Genomic DNA, 24,986 nt, shown 5'->3' with positions numbered 1-24,986 from the left:
GTCTTATAATGATTCTTATCGTGGGGCTAGGTAACCCCACTGAACAATACAAAAATACTAGACACAATATCGGATTTATGCTTATAGACAAGCTTTTAAATTCCGATTTTGTGGATGTTAGCTCATCTAAATTTCAAGGCGATGTTTATAAGCATAAAAATACATTGCTTCTAAAACCAAATACTTATATGAATCTTTCCGGAAACAGCGTAAAAGCTGTTAATGATTTTTATAAGCCAGATCGCATTATTGTTGTTCATGATGATCTTGATTTAAGCTTCGGTGCTATTAAGTTTAAAAAAGGCGGTAGTAGCGGAGGCCATAATGGCATTAAATCAATAGATAATTTAATCGGAAATGATTATGAGAGAGTCAGAATAGGTATCGGTCGTGCTGGCAATGTTACAAATTTTGTTTTAGGTGATTTTAATGATAATGAAAAAAAGATTTTAGATGATATTTTAGAGTATGCTAAAAATGCTATTTTGGAACTTATAAAAAATGATATTTCTTATGCCTCGCAAAAATTTACACTAAAAAAATGGCAAAATGCTGTTTAGATATAAAATTTAAGGTAATGTTTTGAAACTTTATTCTAGATATATTGGCTGGATTTATTTTAAGACATTTTTGATTATATTTTTAGCTTTGGAATTGTTTTATGTTGGGATTGATTTGCTTTCAAATTTCAAAGACTTACCAGTCTCTGCTGGTTTGCAACTTTTATATGTGGGCGCTACTTTTTTAACTGCCATATCATATACAATGCCCATTTCTTTGGTTTTAGCAACAGTTGTCTGTTTTATAGGTATAGCTCGTTCAAATGAGTTTGTAAGCTTTTATGCTTTAGGCGTTTATAAAAATTCTTTGATAAAAATTCCATTTTTGATATCATGTGCCATTACAGTTTTGTATATTTTGCTTAATTTTACATCTTTTGCATATATGTATGATTATCAAAAGAGTATTAAAGACGGGTTTAGTGTAAAAAGAAACACAACTGACTCTTTTTTAAAATTTGATGGAAAATTTATATATATTAAAGAACTCAACCCTTTAGAGCAAAGTATCTCAGATATTGCCATTTTTGATATAAACAACACAACATTAAACAATATTATGTTTGCCAATAATGCCAAATTTAGTTCAGATGAGTGGATTTTAAATGATACAAAAACTATAGTATTGCCTAAAAAATTACAAGTTGGAGAAAAAGGTTTAGATATAAAAACAAATTCCAACGTTCATTCGTTAAAAGGCTTTACTCCCAAAAATATACAAAGTGCAAATAGCGATGAAAGAATAAGCCTTTCCGTTTTAGATACCATTGATTTTATAACAACATTTCAAGGAGAGGGTGCATCTATAAATAATGCAAAATCTATATTTTATACTCTAACAATAGCACCATTATTCGCTCCGATTTTAGTTTTTATATTATATTATCATTTGCCTGTTGTGGGTAGGTTTTTTAATCTAGCATTGGCTAGTTTTGTATATGTGTTAGTAACTCTTATAATATGGGGAGTTTTATTTATACTTGCCAAATTTTCAGCTACTGGAGCATTGATTCCAGAGCTAGGTATTGTTATGCCTGTTGTTTTATTGGCATTTTATTCTATTTATCTGTTTAGGCTCAATCGTTAAGCCAATTTTTGGCATTTTTTTTGTAAAATCTATCCATTTTTACAATAAGGTTTTTTATGGATTACTTCGGCTTAGCACAAAAGTATGATACTCCGCTTTATATATATGATTTTGACAAAATTGCTTTAAGATATAGTGACCTAAAACAAGCTTTTAGCGGTAGAAAATCTCTTGTTTGCTATGCAGTAAAAGCAAACTCAAACTTAAGTTTGCTTAAATTTTTAGCCTCTTTGGGTGCTGGATTTGATTGTGTTAGCGTGGGAGAAATAAAAAGAGCATTGATTGCTGGTGCAAAGCCTTATCAGATGATATTTAGTGGTGTTGGAAAAAGAGATGATGAGATAAAGTATGCTTTGACAAACGATATCTTTATGATAAATTTAGAAAGCGAAGCTGAACTTGAAAGAGTTGAGAACATCGCTAGGGAGCTACAAAAAGTAGCAAGAATTAGCATAAGAGTAAATCCAGATGTTGATGCAAATACTCATCCTTATATCTCTACAGGATTAAATGAAAATAAATTCGGTGTTGATATAGATACAGCTAAAAAAATGTATATAAAAGCAAAAAAATCAGATAACTTGCAACCAATAGGAATACATTTTCACATAGGTTCTCAGATAACAGATATAAGCTCTATAATACAAGCTTCTGGCATAGTAAGCAAACTATTGACTGAACTTAAATCAGTTGATATTGATATTAAATTTTTTGATATTGGTGGTGGTATCGGTATAGTTTATAATGATGAGCGAGATGTAAGCTTATATGATTACGCACAAGGAATTTTAAAAAATCTTTCAGGTCATGATATAACTATAGTGTGTGAGCCTGGTAGGTTTTTAGTTGGCAATGCCGGTGAGTTTTTAACCAAGGTTTTATATGAAAAGAGAAATAAAGACAAAAGATTTGTTATTGTAGATGGTGCTATGAATGATCTTTTAAGACCTAGTTTGTATAATGCTTATCATGGAATTAGTGTTGTTGGAAAAGATAAAGATCATACAATTTGTGATGTAGTTGGTCCTATATGTGAAAGCGGTGATTTTTTGGCTAAAAACATAAAGTTGCCTATATGCGAAAGCGGCGATTTGATTGTTGTTAAAAGTGCTGGGGCATACGGGTTTAGTATGAGTTCTAATTATAACACAAGACCTAGGGTTGCTGAGGTGGCAATCATAAGCAATAAGGACAAGCTTATAAGAAAAAGAGAAAGCTTTGATGATGTTATAGCTCTTGAAAAGGAGTGTTTGGAATAATGCAAGATATTGATGATTTAAGAAAAGATATTGATGATATTGATGATTTGATTTTAGAAAAATTAAATCAAAGAATGAAATTTGTCAAGAAAATAGGGGAGTTAAAACAAACTAATGGCTCTCCTATTTATAGACCTGAGCGTGAAAAGGCTATATTAAATCGCTTAGAAAGTTATGAGGATAATCTTTTAAATAAATCAGCAATTGAATCAATATATCTTGAAATTTTTGCGGTAAGTAGAAATATTGAAATGCCACAAAAAATAGCATATCTTGGGCCAGAAGGCACATATACTTATCAAGCTGCAGAGAGTCGTTTTGGAGCAATGAGCGAATACCTAGCACTTGCAAGTATCGAATCAGTATTTACAAAGTTATCTCAAAAAGAGGTTAAATACGGAGTTGTTCCGATAGAAAACAATACAGAAGGTGCAGTCGGTGCTACTTTTGATTGTTTGGCTAAGTTTGAAAATGTTAAAATAGTTTCAGAAATTTATTTGGATATTCATCATAGTTTTATTAGTCTAAATGAAAATCTAAAAAATATAAAAACAATATATTCTCATCCACAAGGTTATAATCAGTGCAGAAATTTTTTGGAAAGTCATATGCTTTCAGGTGTTACTTTTATTGCTGCAAAATCAACAGCACATGCTGCCTTTTTGGCTTCTAAAGATAAAGAATCAGCCGCGATTTGTTCTAAGATAGCTGCTAAACTTTATAATGTTCCTATAATGTTTGAAACAATTGAAGATAATATGGCAAATAGAACTAGGTTTTTTGTTTTGAGTGATTTTAAAACAAATAAGACAAAGCACTCAAAAACATCAATACTTGCAAAAACAGATCATCTTCCGGGTTCTTTGGCTGATTTGTTAAATCTTTTTAAATCTGAAAATATAAATCTTAGCAAGCTAGAAAGCAGACCTATAAAACAGCGTGAGTTTAGATCTTTGTTTTTTATTGATTTTGATGGGCATATAGATGATGATAGAGTTCAAAATGTATTAAAATCATGTAAGAAAATCGGGATAGAGGTAACATGGCTTGGGAGTTATCTCAATGGAGATGAGGGATGAAATTTAATAAAATTTTATCAAATTTAAAAAACTATGAAACAGGAAAACCAATAGAACTAGTTGTTTGTGAGTTTGGCACAAATCCAGAAGATGTTGTAAAATTAGCCAGCAATGAAAATCCTTTTGGTGTTAGTAAAATGGTTGAGCAGGGTATGCAAGAGGTGTTCAAGAATGCATATTTATATCCTGATGATAGCTATTATGAGTTAAAAGATGTTTTGGCAAATAAACATAATGTTCAATCCTCAAATATTATAATTGGAGCTGGAAGTGATCAGATTATTGAGTTTTGTGTGCATACAAAGGCAAATAAAAAAAGTGCTGTTTTGATGGCTGGTGCAACATTTGCTATGTATGAAATTTATGCCAAACAGGTTGGCGCTGAGATTATTAGAACAAAATCAAAAACACATAATTTAAAAGAGCTAAAAGAACTTTATAAGGCAAATAAAGACAAAATAAGCATTATATTTTTGTGTCTGCCAAACAATCCACTTGGTGAGTGTGCTGATGCAAAAGATGTTTATAAATTTATAAACAAAATCAAAAAGAATGTTTTGGTCGTTGTTGATTGTGCTTATATGGAATTTGCTAGTTTTAAGGATAAAGATAAGCTTATACAAGCTAAATATTTGATTGAAAATTTTGAAAATGCTATATTTTTAGGAACATTTTCAAAAGCTTATGGGCTTGGTGGAATGCGTATTGGTTATGGGATTGCAAATAAATTTATAATCTCTGAATTAAATAAATTAAGACCACCTTTTAATATAACAACTCTTAGTTTAAGGGCTGCTATTTTGGCATTACAAGATCAAAATTTTGTTGATGAATGTGTAAAGAGCAATTTTTTGGAAATGAAAAGATATGAAACTGTTGCCGATAGTTTAAATATAGAGTATATACCAAGCTATGCAAATTTTATAACTCTTAAATTTAAAGAGCAAAATAGCACAGATATATGTCAAAATCTCTTAAAAAAAGGTATAATTTTAAGAGATTTGCAAAGCTATGGTTTGAATGCTATTCGTATTACGATAGGCACATCAGAACAAAACACTAAAGTTTTAGAACATTTAAGGGAAATTTTAAAGTAAAAGCATGGATTTAAAAGCATTACTTCAACAAATAAGTCAAGTTTATCAAAAATTATCTTTAAGACAAAAAATAGTAATAGCTAGTTCGGTTGTTGTTGTTGTTGGTTTTTTGGTTTTTTTGACTCTGTTTAAGTCAAAGACAAATACCTATGCTGGATATAGTGTTTTATTTGAAAATATAAGCGCAAATGATTCAGCTTTAATTATAGATCAGCTCACAAAAGATGGGGTGGATTATAAACTTGTAAATGAAGGCACTATACTTGTTCCAAATGCTGATGTTTATAAGGAACGAATATCTGTTGCAACTCTTGGTATCCCAAAAGAGAGCAAGATTGGATTTGAAATTTTTGACAAGCAAGAATTTGGAGCCACAGATGTCGAGCAAAGGGTTAAATATCAAAGAGCATTAGAAGGTGAGCTTGCAAGAACGATAGAAAGCCTTGCTCCAATAACCAAGGCTACAATCAGAATAGCATTTCCAAAAGAAACGGTATTTACAGAAAGACAAAGCCCACCAACAGCATCTGTTGTGCTTGAGTTAAAATCAGGTGGTTCTCTTGGTGCAAAGCAAATTTTTGGTATTAAAAATCTAGTCGCAGCTTCTGTTACAAATTTAACCTTAGAAAATGTAAAAATAGTAAATCAAGATGGTGTAGCATTAGGTGAAGAAGATGGCTTTGATAGTGAGATGATAATTCAGCAAATTCGCTACAAAAAAGAATTTGAAAATAATTACGAACAAAAAATAATAAACGTGCTAGCACCAATAGTTGGCGGAACTAACAAAGTTGTTGCTAAGGTAAATATAGAGTTTGATTTTGACAAAAAAGACTCTCAAAGTGAGGTTTATGATCCAAACAATGTTGTTAGAAGCGAAAGTAACGTAGAAGAAAAAAGACAGGGCAGGACAAAAAATGATATCCAAGGTGTTCCTGGCGCTGTAAGCAACATAGGTCCTGTAGAAGGTCTTGATGATAACAAATTGGAAGAACAGTATAATAAAAGTTCTCAGCAAACAAATTATGAAATTTCTAAAAAAATTACAAATGTAAAAGGTCAGTTTGCTACTATTTTAAGAGTTAGCGCAGCCGTTGTTGTTGATGGTATTTATCAGAATAAAAAAGATGAAAATGGAAATTTATTAGATGAATTTGAATATATATCTTTAAACGACTCTCAAAAAGCTTCAATTACAAATTTGATAAAACAAGCTATTGGTTTTAATGCTAGTAGGGGCGATGAGGTAACGCTTGATAACTTTGAGTTTAAAAATTTAACAAGGGTCTCTCCAACCCAAAAAGTAAATGGGTTTATGCAAGATTATATTATTCCTTTTATGCCTTTGCTTAAATATATTTTTGCTATATTTTTGCTATATTTATTCTACAAAAAAGTTATCGTTGTATTTATGCAAAAGATGCTTGAAGATATTAAAGAAGATGAAGATGACTTGGGTATCGATCACCTTGAAAATTTAGAGATAGATGATGAGGACACCTTGGAGAAATTTAAGGCAGCCAAGAAAAAAGTCGAAGAGCAGCTTGGTCTTACTGGTGAGTTTAATGAAGATGAGCTTAAATACGATGTATTGCTTGAAAAGATGAAGGGTATAGTTCAAGAAAGAAGCGAAGAGATATCAATTTTGCTTCAAGATATGGTAAAAAATGACAGCGATTTTAATGTTCGCAAGGAGTTGTAAATGGCTATAAAACTATCAGATCAACAAAAGCTCATATATGACGATTTATCAATGCCAGAAAAGATTGCTATACTTTTAATACAGCTTGGAGAGGAATCTACAAGTTTGTTATTTTCTCATATGGATGTTGATGTTATAACTGATATCTCAGGTTATATAGCAACTTCTAAAAATATTGATAAACAAGTGGCTGGTGCTATACTTGAAGAGTTTTATGCGTTAATGCAATCAAACCAATATATGAGAAGTGGTGGTCTTGAGTATGCTAAGGAAATTTTGTATAGGACATTTGGACCTGAAGCAGCTCAAAAGATTCTTGATAAATTAGCAAAAAGTATGGAAAATACAAAAAGCTTTGGTTATCTTACAAAGATAAAACCGCAACAACTTGCTGATTTTATAGTAAAAGAACACCCACAAACAATAGCTCTTATTTTAGCACACATGGATGCTACGGGGGCCGCCGAAACACTTGCTTATTTTCCAGATGAATTAAGAAGCGATGTTGTTATAAGAATGGCTAATTTAGGCGATATTAGCCCATCTGTCATAAAACGTGTATCAACAGTCCTTGAAGGTAAGCTTGAAAGTCTTACATCTTACAAGGTTGAAGTTGGTGGACCAAGGGCTGTTGCTGAAATGCTTAATAGACTAGGTCAAAAAGCTTCTAAGGCAACCATATCATATATAGAGCAAAATGATGAAAAACTAGCAAACACCATTAAAGAGCTTATGTTTACATTTGAAGATATTAGCACACTTAATGCTAACGCTATACGTGAGATTTTAAAAAATGTAGAGAAGAAGGATCTTATGGTTGCACTTAAAGGTAGCAGTGATAGCTTAAAAGATAAATTTTTATCCAACATGTCTCAAAGAGCAGCTGAAGCTTTTAAAGAGGAGATGGGGTATTTGGGTGCTGTTAGAGTTAAGGATGTGGAAGATTCCCAAAGACGCATAGTTGAGGCTGTTCAAGCACTAGCAGAACAAGGTGTGTTCCAAGTTGGTGAAGCAGATGAGATGATAGAATAATGAAAAGCAGTGTTATAACAAACGAAATTGCCAATAAGCATTTTGTTGAAAATTATCGTTTTAAAGTTTTGGGTAGTGATATGTCTAATGAAAAAGATAAGATTTCGCATGAGCAACACACCTCGTCTTCTTCTGAAGATGAAAATAATAAAAATATAGAGCCACAACAAAATAATATTAACCAACAAAATATACAGTCTTATGAAACTCAAAATAAATCATCAAATTTTGATGCAGGATTTGTTGAAGAATTGCTTAAAAAAACAGATGAGCTTAGCTCAAATATGATAAAACTTCAAATGCAGATAGAAAACCAAGAGAGTGAGTTTACAAAAAGGCTAGAGGCAGAAGTTGCAAGAGCAAAAGAAGATGGTAAAAATGAAGGCATCGCTGAGTCAAATTCGGCTTTTGACGCAAAACTTAAAGAGCTAAATGATAAATTTAATGCTTCCATTGAAAAACTCGCAGTTAAATTTAATGAACTTGATGAATTTATACTTAAAAACGAGCAGGACTTGGCCGAAACATCAATAAGTATAGCAAAAGAGGTTATTGGTTCTGAAGTAGAACAAAAATCAGAAAAAATAGCTTATGCGGTAACTAAAAATTTACTTCAAGATATAAAAGATGCAAAAAATATAACTCTTAGAGTAAATCCTGATGATGGCGAGTATCTAAAAAATGCTTTTTTAGAAAATTCACACATTAAAATAGAATTAGATGATGCTATTAGCAAGGGCGGTGTTGTTATTATAAGTGAGCTGGGCAATATTGATGCAACGCTTCAAACTAGAATTGAAAAATTAAAGACTTTGATGGAATAAAAAATGGATATAAAAAATTTAAATTTAGAAGAACTAAACCAGCTGTGTGAAAAAATAAGAAAAAGAATAATAGATGTAGTTAGTAAAAATGGAGGACATCTTAGTTCAAATATAGGGGCAGTTGAGCTTATAGTAGCTATGCATTATGTTTTTGATGTTAAAAAAGATCCATTTATTTTTGATGTAAGCCACCAATCTTATGCACATAAACTTTTAACGGATAGATGGGATGATTTTGAAACACTTAGGCAATTTGGTGGCATAAGTGGCTTTTCAAAGCCAAGCGAAAGTGAAGCTGATTATTTTATAGCTGGACACAGCTCGACATCTATCTCATTGGCTGTCGGCGCAGCAAAATCAATCAAACTCAAATGTGAAGACAGACTACCTGTAGCTTTGATAGGAGATGGCTCTATGAGTGCTGGAATGGCATATGAGGCATTAAATGAACTCGGGGATAGAAAATATCCTTGTGTGATTATACTAAATGATAACGAAATGAGTATAAGTCGGCCAATAGGTGCTTTAAGCAAGTATTTAAGTCATATTATGGCCGGAAAGTCTTATCAGAAATTTAAAGGTGGGGTTGAAAAATTTCTTTCATATATGCCTGATTCGGCTGCATATATGGCAAGAAGAATGGAAGAAAGCATTAAGCTAATTACCCCCGGTATAATTTTTGAAGAGCTTGGACTTGAATATATAGGTCCTGTAAATGGACATAAATTAAGTGAGCTCATATCTACTTTTGAAACAGCAAAATCAATGAATAAGCCAGTAATTATTCACGCTCAGACCTTAAAAGGTAAAGGTTACAAAAATGCAGAAGGGCATTTTGCTTCTTGGCATGGAGTTGGACCATTTGATGTAAAAACTGGTGAAGTGATAAAGAAAACAAACTCAAAAGTTCAAGCTACTAAGATTTTTAGTGATCATCTTTTGAAGATGGCAGATGAGCATAAAAATATAGTTGGTATAACAGCCGCAATGCCAACAGGAACCGGTATGGATGCTTTGATAGAGGCTTATCCTGATAGATTTTGGGATGTTGCGATAGCAGAACAACACGGTGTTACATCAATGGCAGCAATGGCAAAAGAGGGTTTTAAGCCTTTTGTGGTTATTTACTCTACGTTTTTGCAAAGAGCTTATGATCAAATTATTCATGATGCCTGTATATCAAATCTAAATATGACTTTTGCTATGGATAGAGCAGGTATTGTAGGAGAAGATGGAGAGACTCATCAGGGTGCTTTTGATATAAGTTTTTTAAATGCAATACCAAATATGGTTTTGTTTGCACCACGCTCACAAAATAGCTTAAAATTTGCAATGGAATTTGCGTATGAATACAAAGGTGTTAGTGCATTTAGATTTCCAAGGGGATCTTTTGGCATAGATGATTCGGATTTTAAGGCCAATAAGCTAGAACTAGGCAAGTCTGAAATGCTTGCTCAAACAGATAGTGATATAGCTTTTATAGGGTATGGAAATGGTGTTGGTAAAGCTAATGCGGTTAGAAATATCATAAAAGATAGATTGGATGTAAATTTAGTTGATTTAGTCTTTATAAAGCCACTAGACCGTGAGTTTTTGATAAACTTATCTAAGAAAACAAAAAAATGGTATATCTTTAGTGATAGTGTAAAAAAAGGAGGGGTTGGAGATATATTAAGCTCATTTTTACAAGAAAATAATATTTTTGATGTTAGTGTTGTGAGTTTTGAGTATGATGATAAATTTATAACTCATGGAAATACAAATTTAGTTGAAGAAAGTATGGGAATATCGCCGAATTTAATAGCTCAAAAAATACTAATAAATAATAAATATTAATTAATAAAGAATACTTTAAGCACATTTTTAGTATATTTAAAATAGACTAAAATAAATTTAAAGGAGTGCTTATGCAACATGTTTCCTTATTGAAGCGGTTTGGCTTAAAAGTAACGCCCCAAAGACTTAGTGTTCTAAAAGTTTTAGATAAACACACACACCCAACTATAGATGAACTATATGAAGAGATAAAAAAAGAAAATCCATCTGTTTCGTTGGCTACTGTATATAAGAATTTAAACACACTAAAAGATGAAGGTTTGGTAGTTGAGGTTAATATAATAAATCAAAAACCAAGATATGATATATACGAACACCCTCACATTCATGTTGTTTGTGATAATTGTGGATATGTTCAAGATGTTAGCTATGATGATGCTGAACTTAATAAATACCAAGAAAATCTTGAAAAAAATCTAGGTAATATTATAGAGCGATTAAATCTAGTTGCTAATGTCAAAACTTGCAAAAAATGTAGATAATGAGCTTTTTTAGCTCATTATAAAACCAAATTTTGTTCTAAAAATACTAAATTTTTAAGCCATAACTTGCTAAAATAGAGTTAAATACTATGGAGGCTTTATGGAGTTATTTATACAGCGTAGATTCTTACTTAAAGATAACAAGCTTCTTGAATTTTTAACATCTCTTGGTGTATTTTTTAATGCATACAACACTACTCAATTTTATACAAAAATCACACCACAAGAAGAAATAATTTATAAAAACAATGATAATGCATTTATAAAAATAAGAAAAATAACTTCAAATAACTCAGTAAAAACTGACTCTCAAAAAATAAGCGAAGATGAATTTAATGATGCATTAAAATATAAATTAGGTTCTGTTATTTATAAAAAACGTTATGCTTTTATGATAAATAATAATAACTCTTATATTGATGAATATATGGGCGATTTATCAGATCTTTGCATGCTTGATATAGAGTTTAAAAATGAGCTTTATGGTATATTTTTTAAAATCAAAGAGCCTTTTGGTGATTTTGTATTGCAAGATGTTAGTGATAAGAATGAATTTAGCGATAAAAACTTATCTCTTTTTGGATATCTTAAAAAAGATTTTGATAGCGATTCAAAAAGCTCACACTCCAAAAATGCCCTTAAATATATTTTTTTAAAAAATATTGATAGACAAAGTTATGGTTTTGAAGATGAAATGATGCTTTTAAGTATTTTTGATAAGGTGTTTGATTTTGAATTAACAAACGCTTTTAAAGATAATTTTAAAAAGATAAATCAAATTTATAAAATAAAATTAGAGCTTTTGTCTTGTGTTAATGTTATGCAAGATATCAAAGATTGTGGTGATTTAAAAGATTTTATAAACGATGCTTTGGTTATTGAAAATGAAAATATAAAAAATGAATTAGATAAAATAAAAAGCAAAGACATCTTGAGTGATTGGGAGCTTTTTTTACAAGAAGATAGTAGCTTTTATGATGGAGATTTTGCCGATAAAAAAATTATAAATTTAGTTTCTTATGCTCTTAGGCTTGAGAGTTTAAGGGTTTTAAAATCACTTCGAAATATAGATTTAAAAACGACTAATGATTTTTTGTATAATATACAAAGCAATATAAAAAATTTATCTTGCTTGATATTTTATTTTTCAAATTTTTATGATATTTCTGTATTTAAAAAGATGAAAAAGAGAGTTGCTATTATAAATTTACTTTTAGAAAAGCTTTATAGTTATGATTTGTTTTTAAAGGTGCTTGATAGCTCTTTTTTGTCTCAAAAGAAAAAGGATAAAATTTCTACAAAAATATATGAAAAAATTTATAAAGTTCGTAAAAATATAGTAAAAAAATCAGCCAAAGCTGTAAAAACATTACATATTTTTTCTAAAAATATTAAAATTTATTATTAAAAAGGTTTAAAAGATTATGCAAAAACAAGAACAAATAGTAAAAATGTTTGACAATATAGCCCCTACTTACGATGTTGCAAATAGGGTTTTGAGTATGGGTATTGATATTAGTTGGAGAAAATATGCTTGTAAACAAACACTACTTAAAATAGATCAAGATGATCTAAATATCGTAGATGTTGCTTGTGGAACCGGTGATATGATGGGTATGTGGAAGAATATAGCTGATGATATGGATAAAGATATACATAATTTAATCGGTATTGATCCATCTTCTGGTATGTTAAAACAAGGGCAAGAAAAATTTCCAAATTTTATATTTAAACAAGCATTTGCCGATAATACAGGCCTTGATAGCAATTTTGCTGATATTTTGAGTATTAGTTATGGGATTAGAAATGTCGTTGCAAGAAAAGAGGCTTTGGCTGAGTTTAATAGAGTGTTAAAAATGGGTGGATATGTTGTTGTGCTTGAGTTTACAAAAAGAAAAAAAGCTGGTCCTATAACAAGAATTCGCGATTTTTACCTTAGTTCTATATTGCCTAAAATAGGTGCATTTATATCAAAAGACAAAGAAGCATATGAATATTTGCCAAGCTCCATAGATAGCTTTTTGGACTCGGAATCATTTTGCAAAGAGCTTGTTAGAGCCGGTTTTGAGATAGTTGAATGCAAGGGTTTTAGCATGGATATATCTACATTGTTTATAGCAAAAAAAGTTAAATCATGTTAAGCGTAACAGAGCTAAATGAAAAGGCCAAGACTCTACTTGATACAACCTTTGGTTATGTTGAGATAGCTGGTGAAATTTCACGCTTAACCAAACATGGTTCAGGACATTGGTACTTTACATTAAAAGATGATAGTTCAAGTGTTGCTGCTGTAATGTATAAAATGAATAACTTAAAACTAGGTTTTAATGTTACTGATGGTATGAAGGTTATAGTTTATGCAAAGGTATCTTTGTATGTTCCAAGTGGCTCTTATCAAGTCATCGTAAACTCGTTAAGACCAGATGGCATAGGAGAGCTTGAATTAGCATTTAATCAGCTAAAACAAAAACTTGCCTTGGAGGGCTTGTTTGATCCAGCATATAAAAAACCAATACCTCACTTACCCAAAAAAATAGCCCTTGTTACATCAGCAACATCCGCTGCTTTGCAAGATATGCTAAGGGTTTTATCTCAAAAATGGAAACTTAGTGAAATTTTTATATTTGATTCTTTAACACAAGGCGAAAATGCACCACAATCTTTGATAAAATCTTTAAAAAAAGCTGATAGTTATGGTGTTGATGTTATAGTTTTGGCTCGTGGTGGTGGTAGTAAAGAGGATCTTTGGTGTTTTAATGATGAAGGCTTGGCTCGTGAAATTTTTAACACCAAAACACCTGTGATAAGTGCTATAGGACATGAGATAGATTATGTGATCAGCGATTTTGTTGCTGATAAAAGAGCTTTGACACCAAGTGCTGCTATGTTTGATCTTTTGCCTGATGAAGATGCTTATTTTCAATATATAGACACTATTTCAAATGATATTTCTAAAGCCATTGATGTGAAATTCAAAAATCTTCAAAGCAAGATAGAGCTACTAAATGTAAAACTTTCAACAGATACAATTTTAGCAAAAATAGATACAAAAATTTCAAAGATAAATAACTTAAAAATGAGTCTTGAAAATATTATTTTAAATAAAATTTCACTTCTTACATCTGATATAAGAGCTTTAAAAATCGGCTTTGACACAAGAGAGGATTTTTTTAAAAAAACTGAGAATTTAGTAGAGATAAGAATGTTTGGTAAAAATATAAATTTACAAGATTTAAATGTAAACGATGAGATACAAATTATTTCGCAAAATGTATCACGACAAGCAAAAATAACAAGATAAGGAGCGAGAATGAGAATGATAAATTTTAGCGCAGGACCAACAGGGCTTCCTCTTGAGGTTTTGCAAAAAGCACAATCTGAGTTTGTGAATTATCATAATGAAGGTTATAGCATAATGGAAATAAGTCATCGCTCAAAGACTTATGAAGAGGTTCACTTTGGTGCTATGCAAAAAATAAGAGAGTTGTATAATATTTCAGATGATTTTGATATTTTATTTTTGCAAGGTGGCGCTCATTTACAATTTAGCATGATACCTCTAAATCTTTATCAAGGCGGTGTTACTGAGTATGTAGATACTGGTGTTTGGACTTCAAAAGCTATAAAAGAGGCTCAAATTTTAGGCATAAATCACAAAGTTGTTGCTAGTTCTAAAGATGATAATTTTAACCACATCCCTGATATTAATTTTGACGATAATGCTGATTTTAGTTATATTTGTTCTAATAATACGATTTATGGAACCCAATACAAATCACTACCAAAAAGCAAAGCACCTTTGGTTGTAGATAGTTCTAGTGATTTTTTCTCTCGCCCACTTGATTTTAGCGATATTGGTGTTTTATATGGAGGAGCTCAAAAAAATGCCGGTCCCAGTGGTGTTACTATTGTTATAATAAGAAAAGATTTGATTGATAGGGTTAGTTCAAACAATGTTCCTATGTTTTTGAGATACAAAACTCATGCAGACGCTAAATCTTTATATAATACACCTCCAACATTTGCTGTTTATCTTTTAAATCTAAATATGCAATGGCTTTTAGATCGTGGCGGACTTAAAGCTATTGATCAAATAAATACAAAAAAAGCTGAAATTTTATATAGCGTTATAGATAGCTCTGATGATTTTTATATAGGACATGCAAAAAAAGAGGATAGGTCTGTGATGAATGTCAGTTTTGGTATCAAAAATAAAGATTTAGAACCTATTTTTGTAAGTGAAGCTTTAAAAAATAATATGCTTGGATTAAAAGGGCATAGGCATTTAGGTGGCATAAGGGCTTCTATATATAATGCTGTTAGTGTTGAAGATGTGTCTATTTTAGCTGATTTTATGAAGGAATTTGCTAGAAAAAATGGCTAATATAAAAGAAAACGATGCTTATTTAAAAGAACAAATTTTAACTTATCTTGGAAACAAACGCTCTTTGTTAGGCTTTATAAATCAAGGTGTTGATATAGCCAAAAAAGAGCTTTCAAAAGATAAACTTAGTGTCGGGGATTTATTTTCTGGTTCAGGCATCGTTTCTAGGAATTTAAAGCAACATGCCAGTTATATTGTCGCAAATGATTTAGAGCTTTATTCTAAGATAACCAATGAATGTTATTTGTTTAATGCCGATTTTGAGTTTAAAAAAGAGCTTGAAGATCTAAATAAAAAGCTAAATCAAAATATACAAACAAGCTTAAAAGATGGCTTTTTGTCAAGGCTTTATGCACCTTTGTGCGATGATGATATAAAAGATAATGAAAGGGTGTTTTATACTAGGAAAAATGCAATTTTTTTAGATACAGCAAGGCAAGAGATACAAAGCCTAGATGAGGATTTAAAAAAGTTTTTTATAGCACCTCTTTTGTATGAAGCTAGCAATAAAGCAAACACAAGTGGTGTTTTTAAAGGATTTTATAAAAATAAAGATGGCAAGGGTGAGTTTGGTGGTAGTGGCAAAAACGCATTAAAAAGGATAATGGCTGATATTGTATTGCCTGTGCCTGTCTTTTCAAATTTTAATGTCAAATATGATGTGTTTAATAAAGACTCAAATGAACTTGCAAATGAACTTGATGAGCTTGATTTGATATACTTAGACCCCCCTTATAATCAGCATCCTTATGGGTCTAACTATTTTATGTTAAATCTAATAGCAAAATACGATGAGCCAAAAGAAATTTCAAAAGTTTCAGGAATAACAAAAGATTGGAACAGGTCAGCTTATAACAAAAAAGCCTTTGCTTCGGATGCTTTTTTTGAACTCATAAGGAATTTAAAAGCAAAATTTATCCTTATATCGTTTAATTCTGAAGGGTTTATTAGTCGTGAAAAGTTCGAGCAAGAGCTTTGTAAATTTGGAAAAGTTAAGATACTTGAACAAAAATACAATACATTTAAAGCAAGTAGAAATTTAAAAAACAGACAACTACATGTTATAGAGTATTTATATATATTAAAAAAACAAAACAAGGAATAAAAATGCTACAAACAAAAGATACTTATGATGATGTGCCTTATTTTTCAGCAGCTTTTGTGGATTCTTCGCCTTTTAGGTTGCAAGCTGTAGTAACATTTTTAAACATAAAAAACAAGAGCTTGGAAAATGCCCGAGTTTTAGAGCTTGGCTGTTCTTACGGTGGAAATATTTTACCATTTGCTATTCATAATAAAAATGCCGATGTTGTAGGTATTGATATGTCAAAAACTCAAGTTAGTATAGGCAATAAAATAGCAAAGGAAGCTGGGGTTAAAAATTTTAAATTGATACAAAAAAATATACTAGATCTTACACAAGATGATTACAAAAAACTTGGTAAATTTGATTATATTATCGCTCACGGTCTTTATAGTTGGGTGGATGATGATGTAAAAAAATCCGTTTTAAAGCTTATAAAAAATGTTCTCTCGGTTGATGGGATCTCTTATATATCTTATAATGTATATCCTGGTTGGAATAGCTTTGAAATTTTAAGAGAATATATGCTTTTTGTAAGTAGTGATGAGAGTAGCTATCAAGGTAGGTTGCAAAAGTCAAAAGATGAGCTTGAGTTTTTTAAAAATTTTTTAAGAATGAATCTTCAAAATATACAAAACCCAACATTAAGAGATTCTACAAAGTTGCTTTTAACTCAACTTGATTTTTTAAAAAATATCACAAAAGATAAAAAGAATGATTATTATATCTTGCATGATTTTTTAGAAACTTGTAATAAGCCCATATACTTTAATAAATTTATAAAAGAGATACAAGAAGCTGGACTTTGTTATTTACTTGATTCTACTCTTGATGATATTTTTAACTCATCTTTTGGTGTTTTTAGGTTTGATGAGCATATTGAGAAAAATTATCCAAAAAGGGTGCAAAAAGAGCAGATGAAAGATTTTTTTCAAAATCGCTCATTTAGAAAAAGTTTAGTTATGAATAGTGAAATTTTAGGCTCTAATGATGATTTTGATGTGCAAATAGGTATTGATGAAATTTCTAAGTTAAATTTGATTGTAAAATTAAGCAAAAAAGATGATATTTTTTATATCAAAGATAGGGCTTTAAATAGCAGTTTTAACGATGTTTTTGAAAGATTTTATGAGGCTTATCCTAGCAGTTTAAATATGAGTGATTTTAAGGATAAGGATACTCAAAATGTTTTATATGCGTTTTTAGAGCTTATTAGTGATGTAAATACTGTGATTGCTACAAAAGAGTTTAAAAAGCTTGATTATGTTGTCGGTAAAACAAGATTAAAAGAAGATATAAGAGGGTATGTGAGGTATTTTGCAAATGCAGATGAGCCTGTGATTTTATTTGCTGATGCTTTAAATCAAAAAGTTGAACTAGACACTAGCTTAGCAAAGATAGCTTTGGAATTTGATGGAAAAAATAGTATTGATTTTTTAGAGAAAAAATTTGATAAAGATAGTGTTTCAAAGGTCTATTCTATTTTGCAAAAGGCTTATTTTTTTGAGAGTTTTTAAAAATAGACTTTGTGTTTGTATAAAAAGTTTCAGATAAAATTTGTTATAATTTTATAAATATTATTAAGGTTGTTTTTATGTTTGAAAATTTTGATTTTTCTAAAATGGGAGATATGTTATCACAAGCTCAAGCTAAGGCACAAGAGCTTGAAAAAGAGCGTGAAGAAAAGCAATTTAGCGTAAAAAGTGGTGGCGGTCTTATAAGTGTTAAGGCAAATGGTCTTGGCGAGATACTTGATATTAGCATAGATGATAGTTTATTAGAAGATAAAGAGAGTATGCAAATACTTCTTATAAGTGCAATAAATGATGTTGTAAAAATGGTTGAAGATGATAAAAAAGCTATGGCATCAAATATGCTTGGTTCTTTGGGTGGATTTAAATTCTAAGGAATGAAATTGAAAAAAATATTTTTACTTTTTTGTTGTGTTGTTTTTGCATTTTCTGCTCCTCGTCCTACACAGGATGATTTTAATGCTTGTTATGAGAAAAATAAAAACTCAATAATATCAGTTAACGGTAATTATGGTGTTGCTATAACAGAAAATCTTATTGCGGTTGCAAAAAATTCTCAAACCCCTTTGAATGATTATGTTAAGTTTGATTCTTATTTAGGGCTTTATCTTGTAAAAAGCGATAAAAAACTAGAGCCTGCTGTGATGGCTGATGAAAATGATGATGTAAAGTTTAATAAATCAACTTGGATAGGAAATTTAAGCGATAACAATTCAACTGTTATGGGGCATGTTAAAGAGTTTGGCTCAGGTCTTGGAGACTTTGATACTCTTAACTTTGATGTAAATTCTGTTTCTGAATTAAATACAGGTTGTTGTAAAATGGCTGGTATAAGCGTAGGCGGTAATAAATTTATACCAAATAGATATTTAAAACATTTTGCTATGTATGATGATATTTATTATGGTGATATTGGTGTTGTTTTTGAGCAAAAAGGCGATAAGTTTTTTGTAAAAAGTGTAGACCCAATTGGTCGTGGAAAGGCTTTGATGAAAGGCGATGAAATTCTTAGTGTAAACTCAGATAAGCCAAAGTCTTTAAGGCTTTTAAATGAAACTGTGCTTTTTGCACCAAAAGGCTCTTTGCTTGAATTTAAGATTAAAAGAGATAATGAGGAAATAAAATTTTACATACCTGTTTCCGGTGATATTGGTTTAAAAGACAATTCAATACAAGAAAGAATAAAAGATAAAACCACACAGATTGAAAAAAACAATCAAAATGCTCAATCAAATTTATTAGATGAGATACTAATGCAATGGGGCATTTTTGTTGATAATAATTTGGTTGTTAAAAAGGTTATTGATGGTTCTAAAGCAGAAGAGTTTGGAATAAAACCAAGCGATAAAATACTTCAACTAAATAGCGATGATGTTAAAAACAGAAAGCAATTGCTTGAAAAAATAGGAAAACAAACTAGCTTTTTATTGCTTTTTAGAAGAGATGACTTTGATTTTTTCGCAAGGGTTGTTAGATGAGTGATAAATTTGTAGATTTTTTAAATGAAAATTTGCCAACTTCCGAGTCTTTTCATCCTTATTATTCTGAAGCCTTAAGTCATGTTTTAAAGGCTGGTGGTAAACATTTTAGAGCTTCATTGCTTTTAGGTGTTGTTAATGCTATCAAGCCAGAACTAACCGATAAAGCTATGCGCGTTGCTCTTGGTGTAGAGCTTTTGCACACTTATTCTTTGATACATGATGATTTACCAGCCATGGACAATGCCCCGCTTAGAAGAGGTGTTGAGACTTTGCATGTAAAATATGATGAAGTGACGGCTATCTTGGTCGGTGATGCACTTAATACACATGCTTTTTTTGAAATTTCAAGGTCTGATTTGCCATCAGATATTTTGCTTAAATGTATTGAAATTCTAAGCTTTAATGGTGGTGTAAATGGAATGGTTTTAGGTCAAGCTTTGGATTGTTATTTTGAGGGCAAAAAGCTAGATCTAAAACAGGTTGAGTTTTTGCATATACATAAGACTGCAAAGCTTATAGCTGCAAGTTTGCAAATGGGTGCCGTTATAGCTAGTTGCGATGAAAACACTTGCTCTAGTTTGTATAAAATAGGTCTTGATTTGGGTCTTGCTTTTCAGATACAAGATGATATTATAGATGCTACAAGTAATGAGGCCGAGGCTGGAAAGCCAGTTCATAATGATGATATAAAAAATTCTTTTATAAATTTAATGGGGTTAGATGGTGCAAAAAATAGCAAAGAAGAACTAATAAGAGCAATCATAAAAGAACTTGAAATTGTTCCATCTGAATTAAGACCGGTTATTGAAAAATTAATAAATAAATATTTGAAAGGTTGATAATGCTTAAAAAACAAGCTGATACTATAAGATTTTTGTGTGCCGATATGGTGCAAAAGGCAAATAGTGGCCATCCTGGTGCACCTATGGGGCTTGCTGATATCATGGTAGTGCTTATGCAAAATTTAAAACACAATCCAAAAGATCCAAAGTGGCTAAACCGTGATAGATTAGTATTTAGTGGAGGACATGCTAGTTCTTTAGTATATAGCTTTTTGTATTTAAGTGGTTATGATTTAAGTTTTGAAGAATTGCAAAATTTTAGACAACTTGGTTCAAAAACTCCAGGTCATCCAGAAATTGAAACAAATGGTGTTGAGATAGCAACAGGTCCTTTAGGACAAGGTGTGGCTAATGCTGTTGGTTTTGCTATGGCTGCAAAATATGCTGCAAATATCCTTAATGCTCCTAAAAATAAAATTATAGATCATAAGGTGTATTGTCTTTGTGGTGATGGTGATTTGCAAGAGGGTATAAGCTATGAGGCTTGTGCTATGGCTGGAAAATTAAATCTTGATAATCTTGTAATAATATATGATTCAAATAATATAACTATAGAAGGCGATACAAATTTAGCTTGGAATGAAGATGTTAAGTCACGTTTTGAGGCACAAGGTTTTGAAGTAGCAAAGATAAACGGACATGATTATGATGAGATTGAGTTTGCTTTAAAAGAGGCTAAAAATAAGACAAAACCTTATTTGATAATAGCAAATACTTGTATCGCAAAAGGTGCTGGAGAGCTTGAAGGCAGCCATCACTCTCACGGTGCTCCGCTTGGAGAGGATATTATTAAAATTGCAAAACAAAATGCTGGGTTTGATCCAGATAAAAAATTTCATATAGATGAAGATGTATTGTTGAGATTTAGAGTTGCTCTTGAAAAGGGTGATTTGGCACAAACTTTGTGGCAAGAACAAGTTGATAAACTAGATAATGATGGCAAAAAATTGTTAAACTCTCTTTTAAATCCTGATTTTTCAAAGATAAGCTATCCTGATTTTGGTGGCAAAAAAATGGCTACTAGGGATACAAATGGTCTTATAATAAATGCTATAGCCAATGCTTTGCCTGGATTTATTGGTGGTAGTGCAGACCTTGCTCCATCAAACAAAACAGAGCTTAAAAATATGGGTGATTTTCCAAATGGTAGAAATATACATTTTGGTATAAGAGAGCACTCAATGGCTGCTATAAACAATGCTTTTGCAAGATATGGATTGTTTATGCCATTTTCAGCTACATTTTTTATATTTAGTGATTATATGAAATCTGGTGCCAGAATGGCAGCTCTGATGAAATTAAAACATTATTTTATATTTACACACGATAGCATAGGTGTTGGCGAAGATGGACCAACCCATCAGCCTATTGAGCAATTGAGCCAATTTAGAGCTATGCCTAATTTTTATACATTCCGTCCAGCAGATGGTAATGAAAATGTAAAATCTTGGCAGGTTGCTCTTGGATTAAATGCTCCTTGTGCTTTTGTTTGTTCAAGACAAGGATTAGAGCCATTGGAAGGTTCTGTTTTTGGTGATGTTTCAAACGGTGCTTATCTTTTGAAACAGAGCAATAATGCAAAGGTAACTTTGATAGCTAGTGGAAGTGAAGTATCTTTGGTATTAAAAACTGCTGAGCTACTAGATAACGATGGTATAGGAGCGAATGTTGTTTCTGCCCCTTGTTATGATTTGCTTTGCAATCAAGATAAACAATACATAGATAAAATAATACAAAAAGATACATATAAAATCGCAGTAGAAGCTTCTAGCGCATTAGAGTGGTATAAATTTGCTGATGATGTATATGGCATGAAAACATTTGGTGAAAGTGGAAAAGCTGATGAGTTATTTAAGCATTTTGGGTTTGAGCCAAATGCACTTTATAGCTTTATAAAAGAGAAACTTTAGTGGATTTTGTTCAAACTATCGTTTTAGCCCTTGTTCAGGGCTTTAGTGAGTTTTTACCTATCTCTAGCTCTGCTCATTTGATTTTGGTTCCCGAGCTTCTTGGTTGGAAAGACCAAGGGCTTGTTTTTGATGTAGCTGTTCATATAGGAACTTTGTTTGCTATAGTCTTTTATTTTAGAGATATGGTTTTTTCTGCATTGAAAGATTTTTTTTGTTCTATAAAATTAAAAAAGAATGTCGGGCAAAGTAGACTAGTTTGGGCGGTTGGGTTTGGAACCATTCCGGCTGGCATAATTGGACTTCTTGTCGAGGATGTTATAGAGGATTATGCTAGAAATGGGCTCGTTATAGCTTTGACTACAATTATTTTTGGCATTATTTTATTTTTTGCAGACAAAAAAAATGGAAACAGGCAAGAGAGTGATATAAGTATCAAGATAGCCCTTGTTATAGGCCTTGCTCAAGCATTTGCTTTAATACCGGGTGTTTCTAGGTCAGGAGTTACTATTAGTATGGCATTGTTGCTTGGATTTTCTAGGGTTGCTAGTGCAAATTTTTCTTTTTTATTATCCATACCAATAATAATTTTAGCCGGCGGCGTAAAGCTTTTGAAAATAAATAGTAGTGATGTTGTTGTCTCTGATTTGCTTATAGGTATGTTTGTTAGCGGAATTAGCGCATATATTTGTGTTAAATTATTTATATCTATAATATCAAAAATGAGTATGCTACCATTCGTTATTTATCGTATATTACTTGGTTGTTTTTTATTATTTTGGTTTCTTTAAAAGAATGGTGTAAATTTATAAAGGCATTAAATTTAAATCAATGATCTCTATCGCACAAGATAACTAATAAAAAAACATCAAGCGTTAAAGCAAATACGAGCTGAAAATAGCAGATAAAAATTGTTCTTCAATCTTAAAAATATTAACGACATATATTCATTAGAAGAATTTGTTAATTTACTAAATATATTACCAGCAATAAAGACAATACTGTTAAGAATTTTAACAATGGCGTGAAAATGTTATTAGTTAATCTTTAAAATAATGGAGAACATAAAGCACTAAGTGACTTTATGAAAGAAATTTTAAGATATTTAAAAGAAGGCTGGAATTATAAAGAGTTAATAAGATAAGATCAAGACATATTAATCACCAAAGATGGAAATAAACACTTAATTAGATTAGATGTAAATAATAATAATATTGCTATAAAAAAGCTTAAGGGCAACGGAGTTATAACAAGCGATACTGGAATTAGCAGCGAAAACTAACAAACTTAGCAAGTAAGATAAGTAATAGTATTGATAATTTACATTAGAAGAGCGATACCTGCTTGATAGATATCGTAAGTTAGTAACAGATTTAATAAAAAATGGCTATAAAAAAATTTCAAATAAAGATAGATTCAAATGTCCAAAAAACCAAATGAAAATATAGAAAATCCAAAAAAGATTCGACATCACCAGCCAAAACCAAAAACAAGAAAATATAGCAATAAGCAAACTAACAATAATGCAAATAAAGAGGCTAAAAAAGCAGTAACTATAGCCATAGCAAACAACCCAGCAAATAAACTAGATAATGATACCAAAACTGTGTTTAAAGCATTGGGTGATATAGCTAGTAATGAATTAGTAAGTAGTTTAATACTAGACACTAAAACAAAAGAAGGTAAGCAAAAAACAATTAACTTTGTAAAAGAACTAACAACATCTGTTAAAGATACTACAAATTCTTTAACAACATCATCTGCAACAGATGTTGCTAAGTTTTCATCAAATCTTTCAACACAAACAAGACTTGCTAAACTTACAAATCTATACAATAATGATCTAGCATTAGCTTATGCTATAAACAATCTAAAAGATAATAAATTTGCTGATGCTGGTAATGGTTTATCAAATTTAGTTAAAGCTTATACAGATAGATTTAATAACGATAACAATGTATGGGGAAATATAATAGGTTCTAAAGCTAAGATAAAAGGTGATAGTTCTGATACAGACTCTAAAGTATTTGGAGTAACATTGGGATATGATAAAGCATTTGATAATGTAATAGCTAGTAGTTACCTTAGCTTTGCTAAAGCAAAAACTGATTCTAAAATTGTATTTAATACTGATAAGAAAAAGAAAACATATACTGTAGTAAGCACAGGTGCTGACTTTAAACTAAGTGAAGTATTAAAACTAAATATAAACTTTGGAGCTAAAACAAGATCTAAAGAAAAATACTACAATGGAAATATTGGTTTAAAATATAGCTTTTAATTAAAGCTTACATTTAAGGGTTATGAGAGTAGCTCTTAAATAATTTAAATTAAAACCATATAAATAATAGCTCCAAATAGTATAGAATATATTTAGTTTTTAATAATTATCTAAATAATAGCAACAAATATACAAGATAAAAATTTAATTTGCTTTGAGTTGTATTTTATTAAAAAATACTTTGTTATTTTGATTTATCAAAATATAATATAAGATATTGTTTGTTGCTTATTGGTAAGTTTTATATAGGTTAAAATTTAAAATAAAACAATAGTCTTTAATAGTTATATTATTATATTATTTGTAAAATACGCTTCTTATTGGTATCGCAAAAATAGCTATAGCAACATAAAATGTTAGTCCAAAAACAGCTGCCATTGCAAAGATAGTTCCAATGTCAGCAAGAGTTGAATATAGTCTAAATTGTTCCAAATAGTCTATTAAAAACCAAAGACCAACACCGGCTACTATGGCTATTAAAAAAACTGGAACAGAAAATAAAACTTTAAACATACTA

At 30.7% G+C, this 24,986-nt stretch carries 23 protein-coding genes; 22 read left to right on the top strand and 1 reads right to left on the bottom strand.

The annotated features are described in order from the left end of the window. Positions 1-8: 8 nt before the first annotated feature. The 22 genes from pth (at position 9) to CPIN18021_RS07535 (ending at position 24,469) form a co-directional block, all read left to right on the top strand. Positions 9-560 carry an aminoacyl-tRNA hydrolase gene (pth, locus tag CPIN18021_RS07640; RefSeq protein WP_078424761.1) on the top strand — a complete coding sequence of 184 codons (552 nt, stop codon included), beginning with the start codon at positions 9-11 and terminating at the stop codon, positions 558-560. A gap of 22 nt (positions 561-582) precedes the next feature. Continuing rightward, a complete protein-coding gene (locus CPIN18021_RS07635) occupies positions 583-1,647 on the top strand; it encodes an LptF/LptG family permease (protein ID WP_078423820.1) in 1,065 nt (354 codons plus the stop codon). 56 nt (positions 1,648-1,703) lie between these two features. Next, complete coding sequence (gene lysA, locus CPIN18021_RS07630) at positions 1,704-2,906, top strand: diaminopimelate decarboxylase (protein ID WP_078424760.1); 1,203 nt, start codon at positions 1,704-1,706, stop codon at positions 2,904-2,906. Next, entirely contained in the window at positions 2,906-3,985 is a 1,080-nt protein-coding gene (gene pheA, locus CPIN18021_RS07625) for a prephenate dehydratase (RefSeq protein ID WP_078423818.1), read from the top strand. The genes lysA and pheA overlap by 1 nt, the downstream gene beginning before the upstream one ends. Continuing rightward, complete coding sequence (hisC, locus tag CPIN18021_RS07620; RefSeq protein WP_078424759.1) at positions 3,982-5,082, top strand: histidinol-phosphate transaminase; 1,101 nt, start codon at positions 3,982-3,984, stop codon at positions 5,080-5,082. The genes pheA and hisC overlap by 4 nt, the downstream gene beginning before the upstream one ends. A 4-nt stretch (positions 5,083-5,086) precedes the next feature. Then, positions 5,087-6,784: a flagellar basal-body MS-ring/collar protein FliF gene (fliF, locus tag CPIN18021_RS07615; protein ID WP_078424758.1), complete on the top strand. Its 1,698-nt coding sequence runs from the start codon at positions 5,087-5,089 to the stop codon at positions 6,782-6,784. Continuing rightward, a complete protein-coding gene (gene fliG, locus CPIN18021_RS07610) occupies positions 6,785-7,816 on the top strand; it encodes a flagellar motor switch protein FliG (RefSeq protein ID WP_069632982.1) in 1,032 nt (343 codons plus the stop codon). Beyond that, on the top strand, positions 7,816-8,640 hold the full coding sequence (fliH, locus tag CPIN18021_RS07605) for a flagellar assembly protein FliH (RefSeq protein ID WP_078423815.1): 825 nt from the start codon (positions 7,816-7,818) through the stop codon (positions 8,638-8,640). Before fliG ends, fliH begins: the two co-directional genes overlap by 1 nt. A 3-nt stretch (positions 8,641-8,643) precedes the next feature. Continuing rightward, positions 8,644-10,476 carry a 1-deoxy-D-xylulose-5-phosphate synthase gene (gene dxs / locus CPIN18021_RS07600; protein WP_078423814.1) on the top strand — a complete coding sequence of 611 codons (1,833 nt, stop codon included), beginning with the start codon at positions 8,644-8,646 and terminating at the stop codon, positions 10,474-10,476. Positions 10,477-10,547: 71 nt separating this feature from the next. Next, a complete protein-coding gene (locus CPIN18021_RS07595) occupies positions 10,548-10,958 on the top strand; it encodes a Fur family transcriptional regulator (protein ID WP_078423813.1) in 411 nt (136 codons plus the stop codon). A gap of 100 nt (positions 10,959-11,058) precedes the next feature. Further along, positions 11,059-12,366 carry a CYTH domain-containing protein gene (locus CPIN18021_RS07590; protein WP_078424757.1) on the top strand — a complete coding sequence of 436 codons (1,308 nt, stop codon included), beginning with the start codon at positions 11,059-11,061 and terminating at the stop codon, positions 12,364-12,366. A 16-nt stretch (positions 12,367-12,382) separates the two neighbouring features. Next, positions 12,383-13,099 carry a bifunctional demethylmenaquinone methyltransferase/2-methoxy-6-polyprenyl-1,4-benzoquinol methylase UbiE gene (gene ubiE, locus CPIN18021_RS07585; protein WP_078423811.1) on the top strand — a complete coding sequence of 239 codons (717 nt, stop codon included), beginning with the start codon at positions 12,383-12,385 and terminating at the stop codon, positions 13,097-13,099. Next, positions 13,093-14,259, top strand: coding sequence for an exodeoxyribonuclease VII large subunit (gene xseA / locus CPIN18021_RS07580; RefSeq protein ID WP_078424756.1), 1,167 nt, complete (start codon positions 13,093-13,095; stop codon positions 14,257-14,259). The genes ubiE and xseA overlap by 7 nt, the downstream gene beginning before the upstream one ends. A gap of 9 nt (positions 14,260-14,268) precedes the next feature. Further along, entirely contained in the window at positions 14,269-15,342 is a 1,074-nt protein-coding gene (gene serC, locus CPIN18021_RS07575; RefSeq protein ID WP_078424755.1) for a phosphoserine transaminase, read from the top strand. Position 15,343: 1 nt separating this feature from the next. Next, a complete protein-coding gene (locus CPIN18021_RS07570) occupies positions 15,344-16,447 on the top strand; it encodes a DNA adenine methylase (protein WP_418226055.1) in 1,104 nt (367 codons plus the stop codon). Between the two features lie 2 nt (positions 16,448-16,449). Continuing rightward, positions 16,450-17,943: a class I SAM-dependent methyltransferase gene (locus CPIN18021_RS07565; RefSeq protein ID WP_078424753.1), complete on the top strand. Its 1,494-nt coding sequence runs from the start codon at positions 16,450-16,452 to the stop codon at positions 17,941-17,943. A gap of 77 nt (positions 17,944-18,020) precedes the next feature. Then, a complete protein-coding gene (locus tag CPIN18021_RS07560; protein WP_078423806.1) occupies positions 18,021-18,332 on the top strand; it encodes a YbaB/EbfC family nucleoid-associated protein in 312 nt (103 codons plus the stop codon). Positions 18,333-18,341: 9 nt separating this feature from the next. Then, the gene (locus CPIN18021_RS07555) at positions 18,342-19,436 is read left to right on the top strand and encodes a DUF7488 domain-containing protein (protein WP_078424752.1); all 1,095 of its coding nucleotides are present in this window, start codon (positions 18,342-18,344) and stop codon (positions 19,434-19,436) included. Next, positions 19,433-20,278, top strand: a complete 846-nt coding sequence (locus CPIN18021_RS07550; protein ID WP_078423805.1) for a polyprenyl synthetase family protein — start codon at positions 19,433-19,435, stop codon at positions 20,276-20,278. The genes CPIN18021_RS07555 and CPIN18021_RS07550 overlap by 4 nt, the downstream gene beginning before the upstream one ends. 2 nt (positions 20,279-20,280) lie before the next feature. Further along, entirely contained in the window at positions 20,281-22,191 is a 1,911-nt protein-coding gene (gene tkt, locus CPIN18021_RS07545; RefSeq protein ID WP_078423804.1) for a transketolase, read from the top strand. Then, positions 22,191-22,979: an undecaprenyl-diphosphate phosphatase gene (locus CPIN18021_RS07540; protein ID WP_078424751.1), complete on the top strand. Its 789-nt coding sequence runs from the start codon at positions 22,191-22,193 to the stop codon at positions 22,977-22,979. Before tkt ends, CPIN18021_RS07540 begins: the two co-directional genes overlap by 1 nt. Before the next feature lie 629 nt (positions 22,980-23,608). Beyond that, positions 23,609-24,469, top strand: coding sequence for an autotransporter domain-containing protein (locus tag CPIN18021_RS07535; RefSeq protein ID WP_078424750.1), 861 nt, complete (start codon positions 23,609-23,611; stop codon positions 24,467-24,469). A gap of 297 nt (positions 24,470-24,766) precedes the next feature. Here CPIN18021_RS07535 and CPIN18021_RS07530 read toward each other — a convergent pair whose 3' ends face one another. Then, complete coding sequence (locus CPIN18021_RS07530; RefSeq protein ID WP_069638266.1) at positions 24,767-24,982, bottom strand: ATP-binding protein; 216 nt, start codon at positions 24,980-24,982, stop codon at positions 24,767-24,769. Positions 24,983-24,986 lie beyond the last annotated feature (4 nt).

Origin of the sequence: Campylobacter pinnipediorum subsp. caledonicus (assembly GCF_002022005.1) — a bacterium.
GTDB classification, from domain to species: Bacteria; Campylobacterota; Campylobacteria; order Campylobacterales; family Campylobacteraceae; genus Campylobacter_A; species Campylobacter_A caledonicus.
Note: the sequence above shows the minus strand (reverse complement) of the source record. Positions and strands in the feature narration are given on the sequence as shown.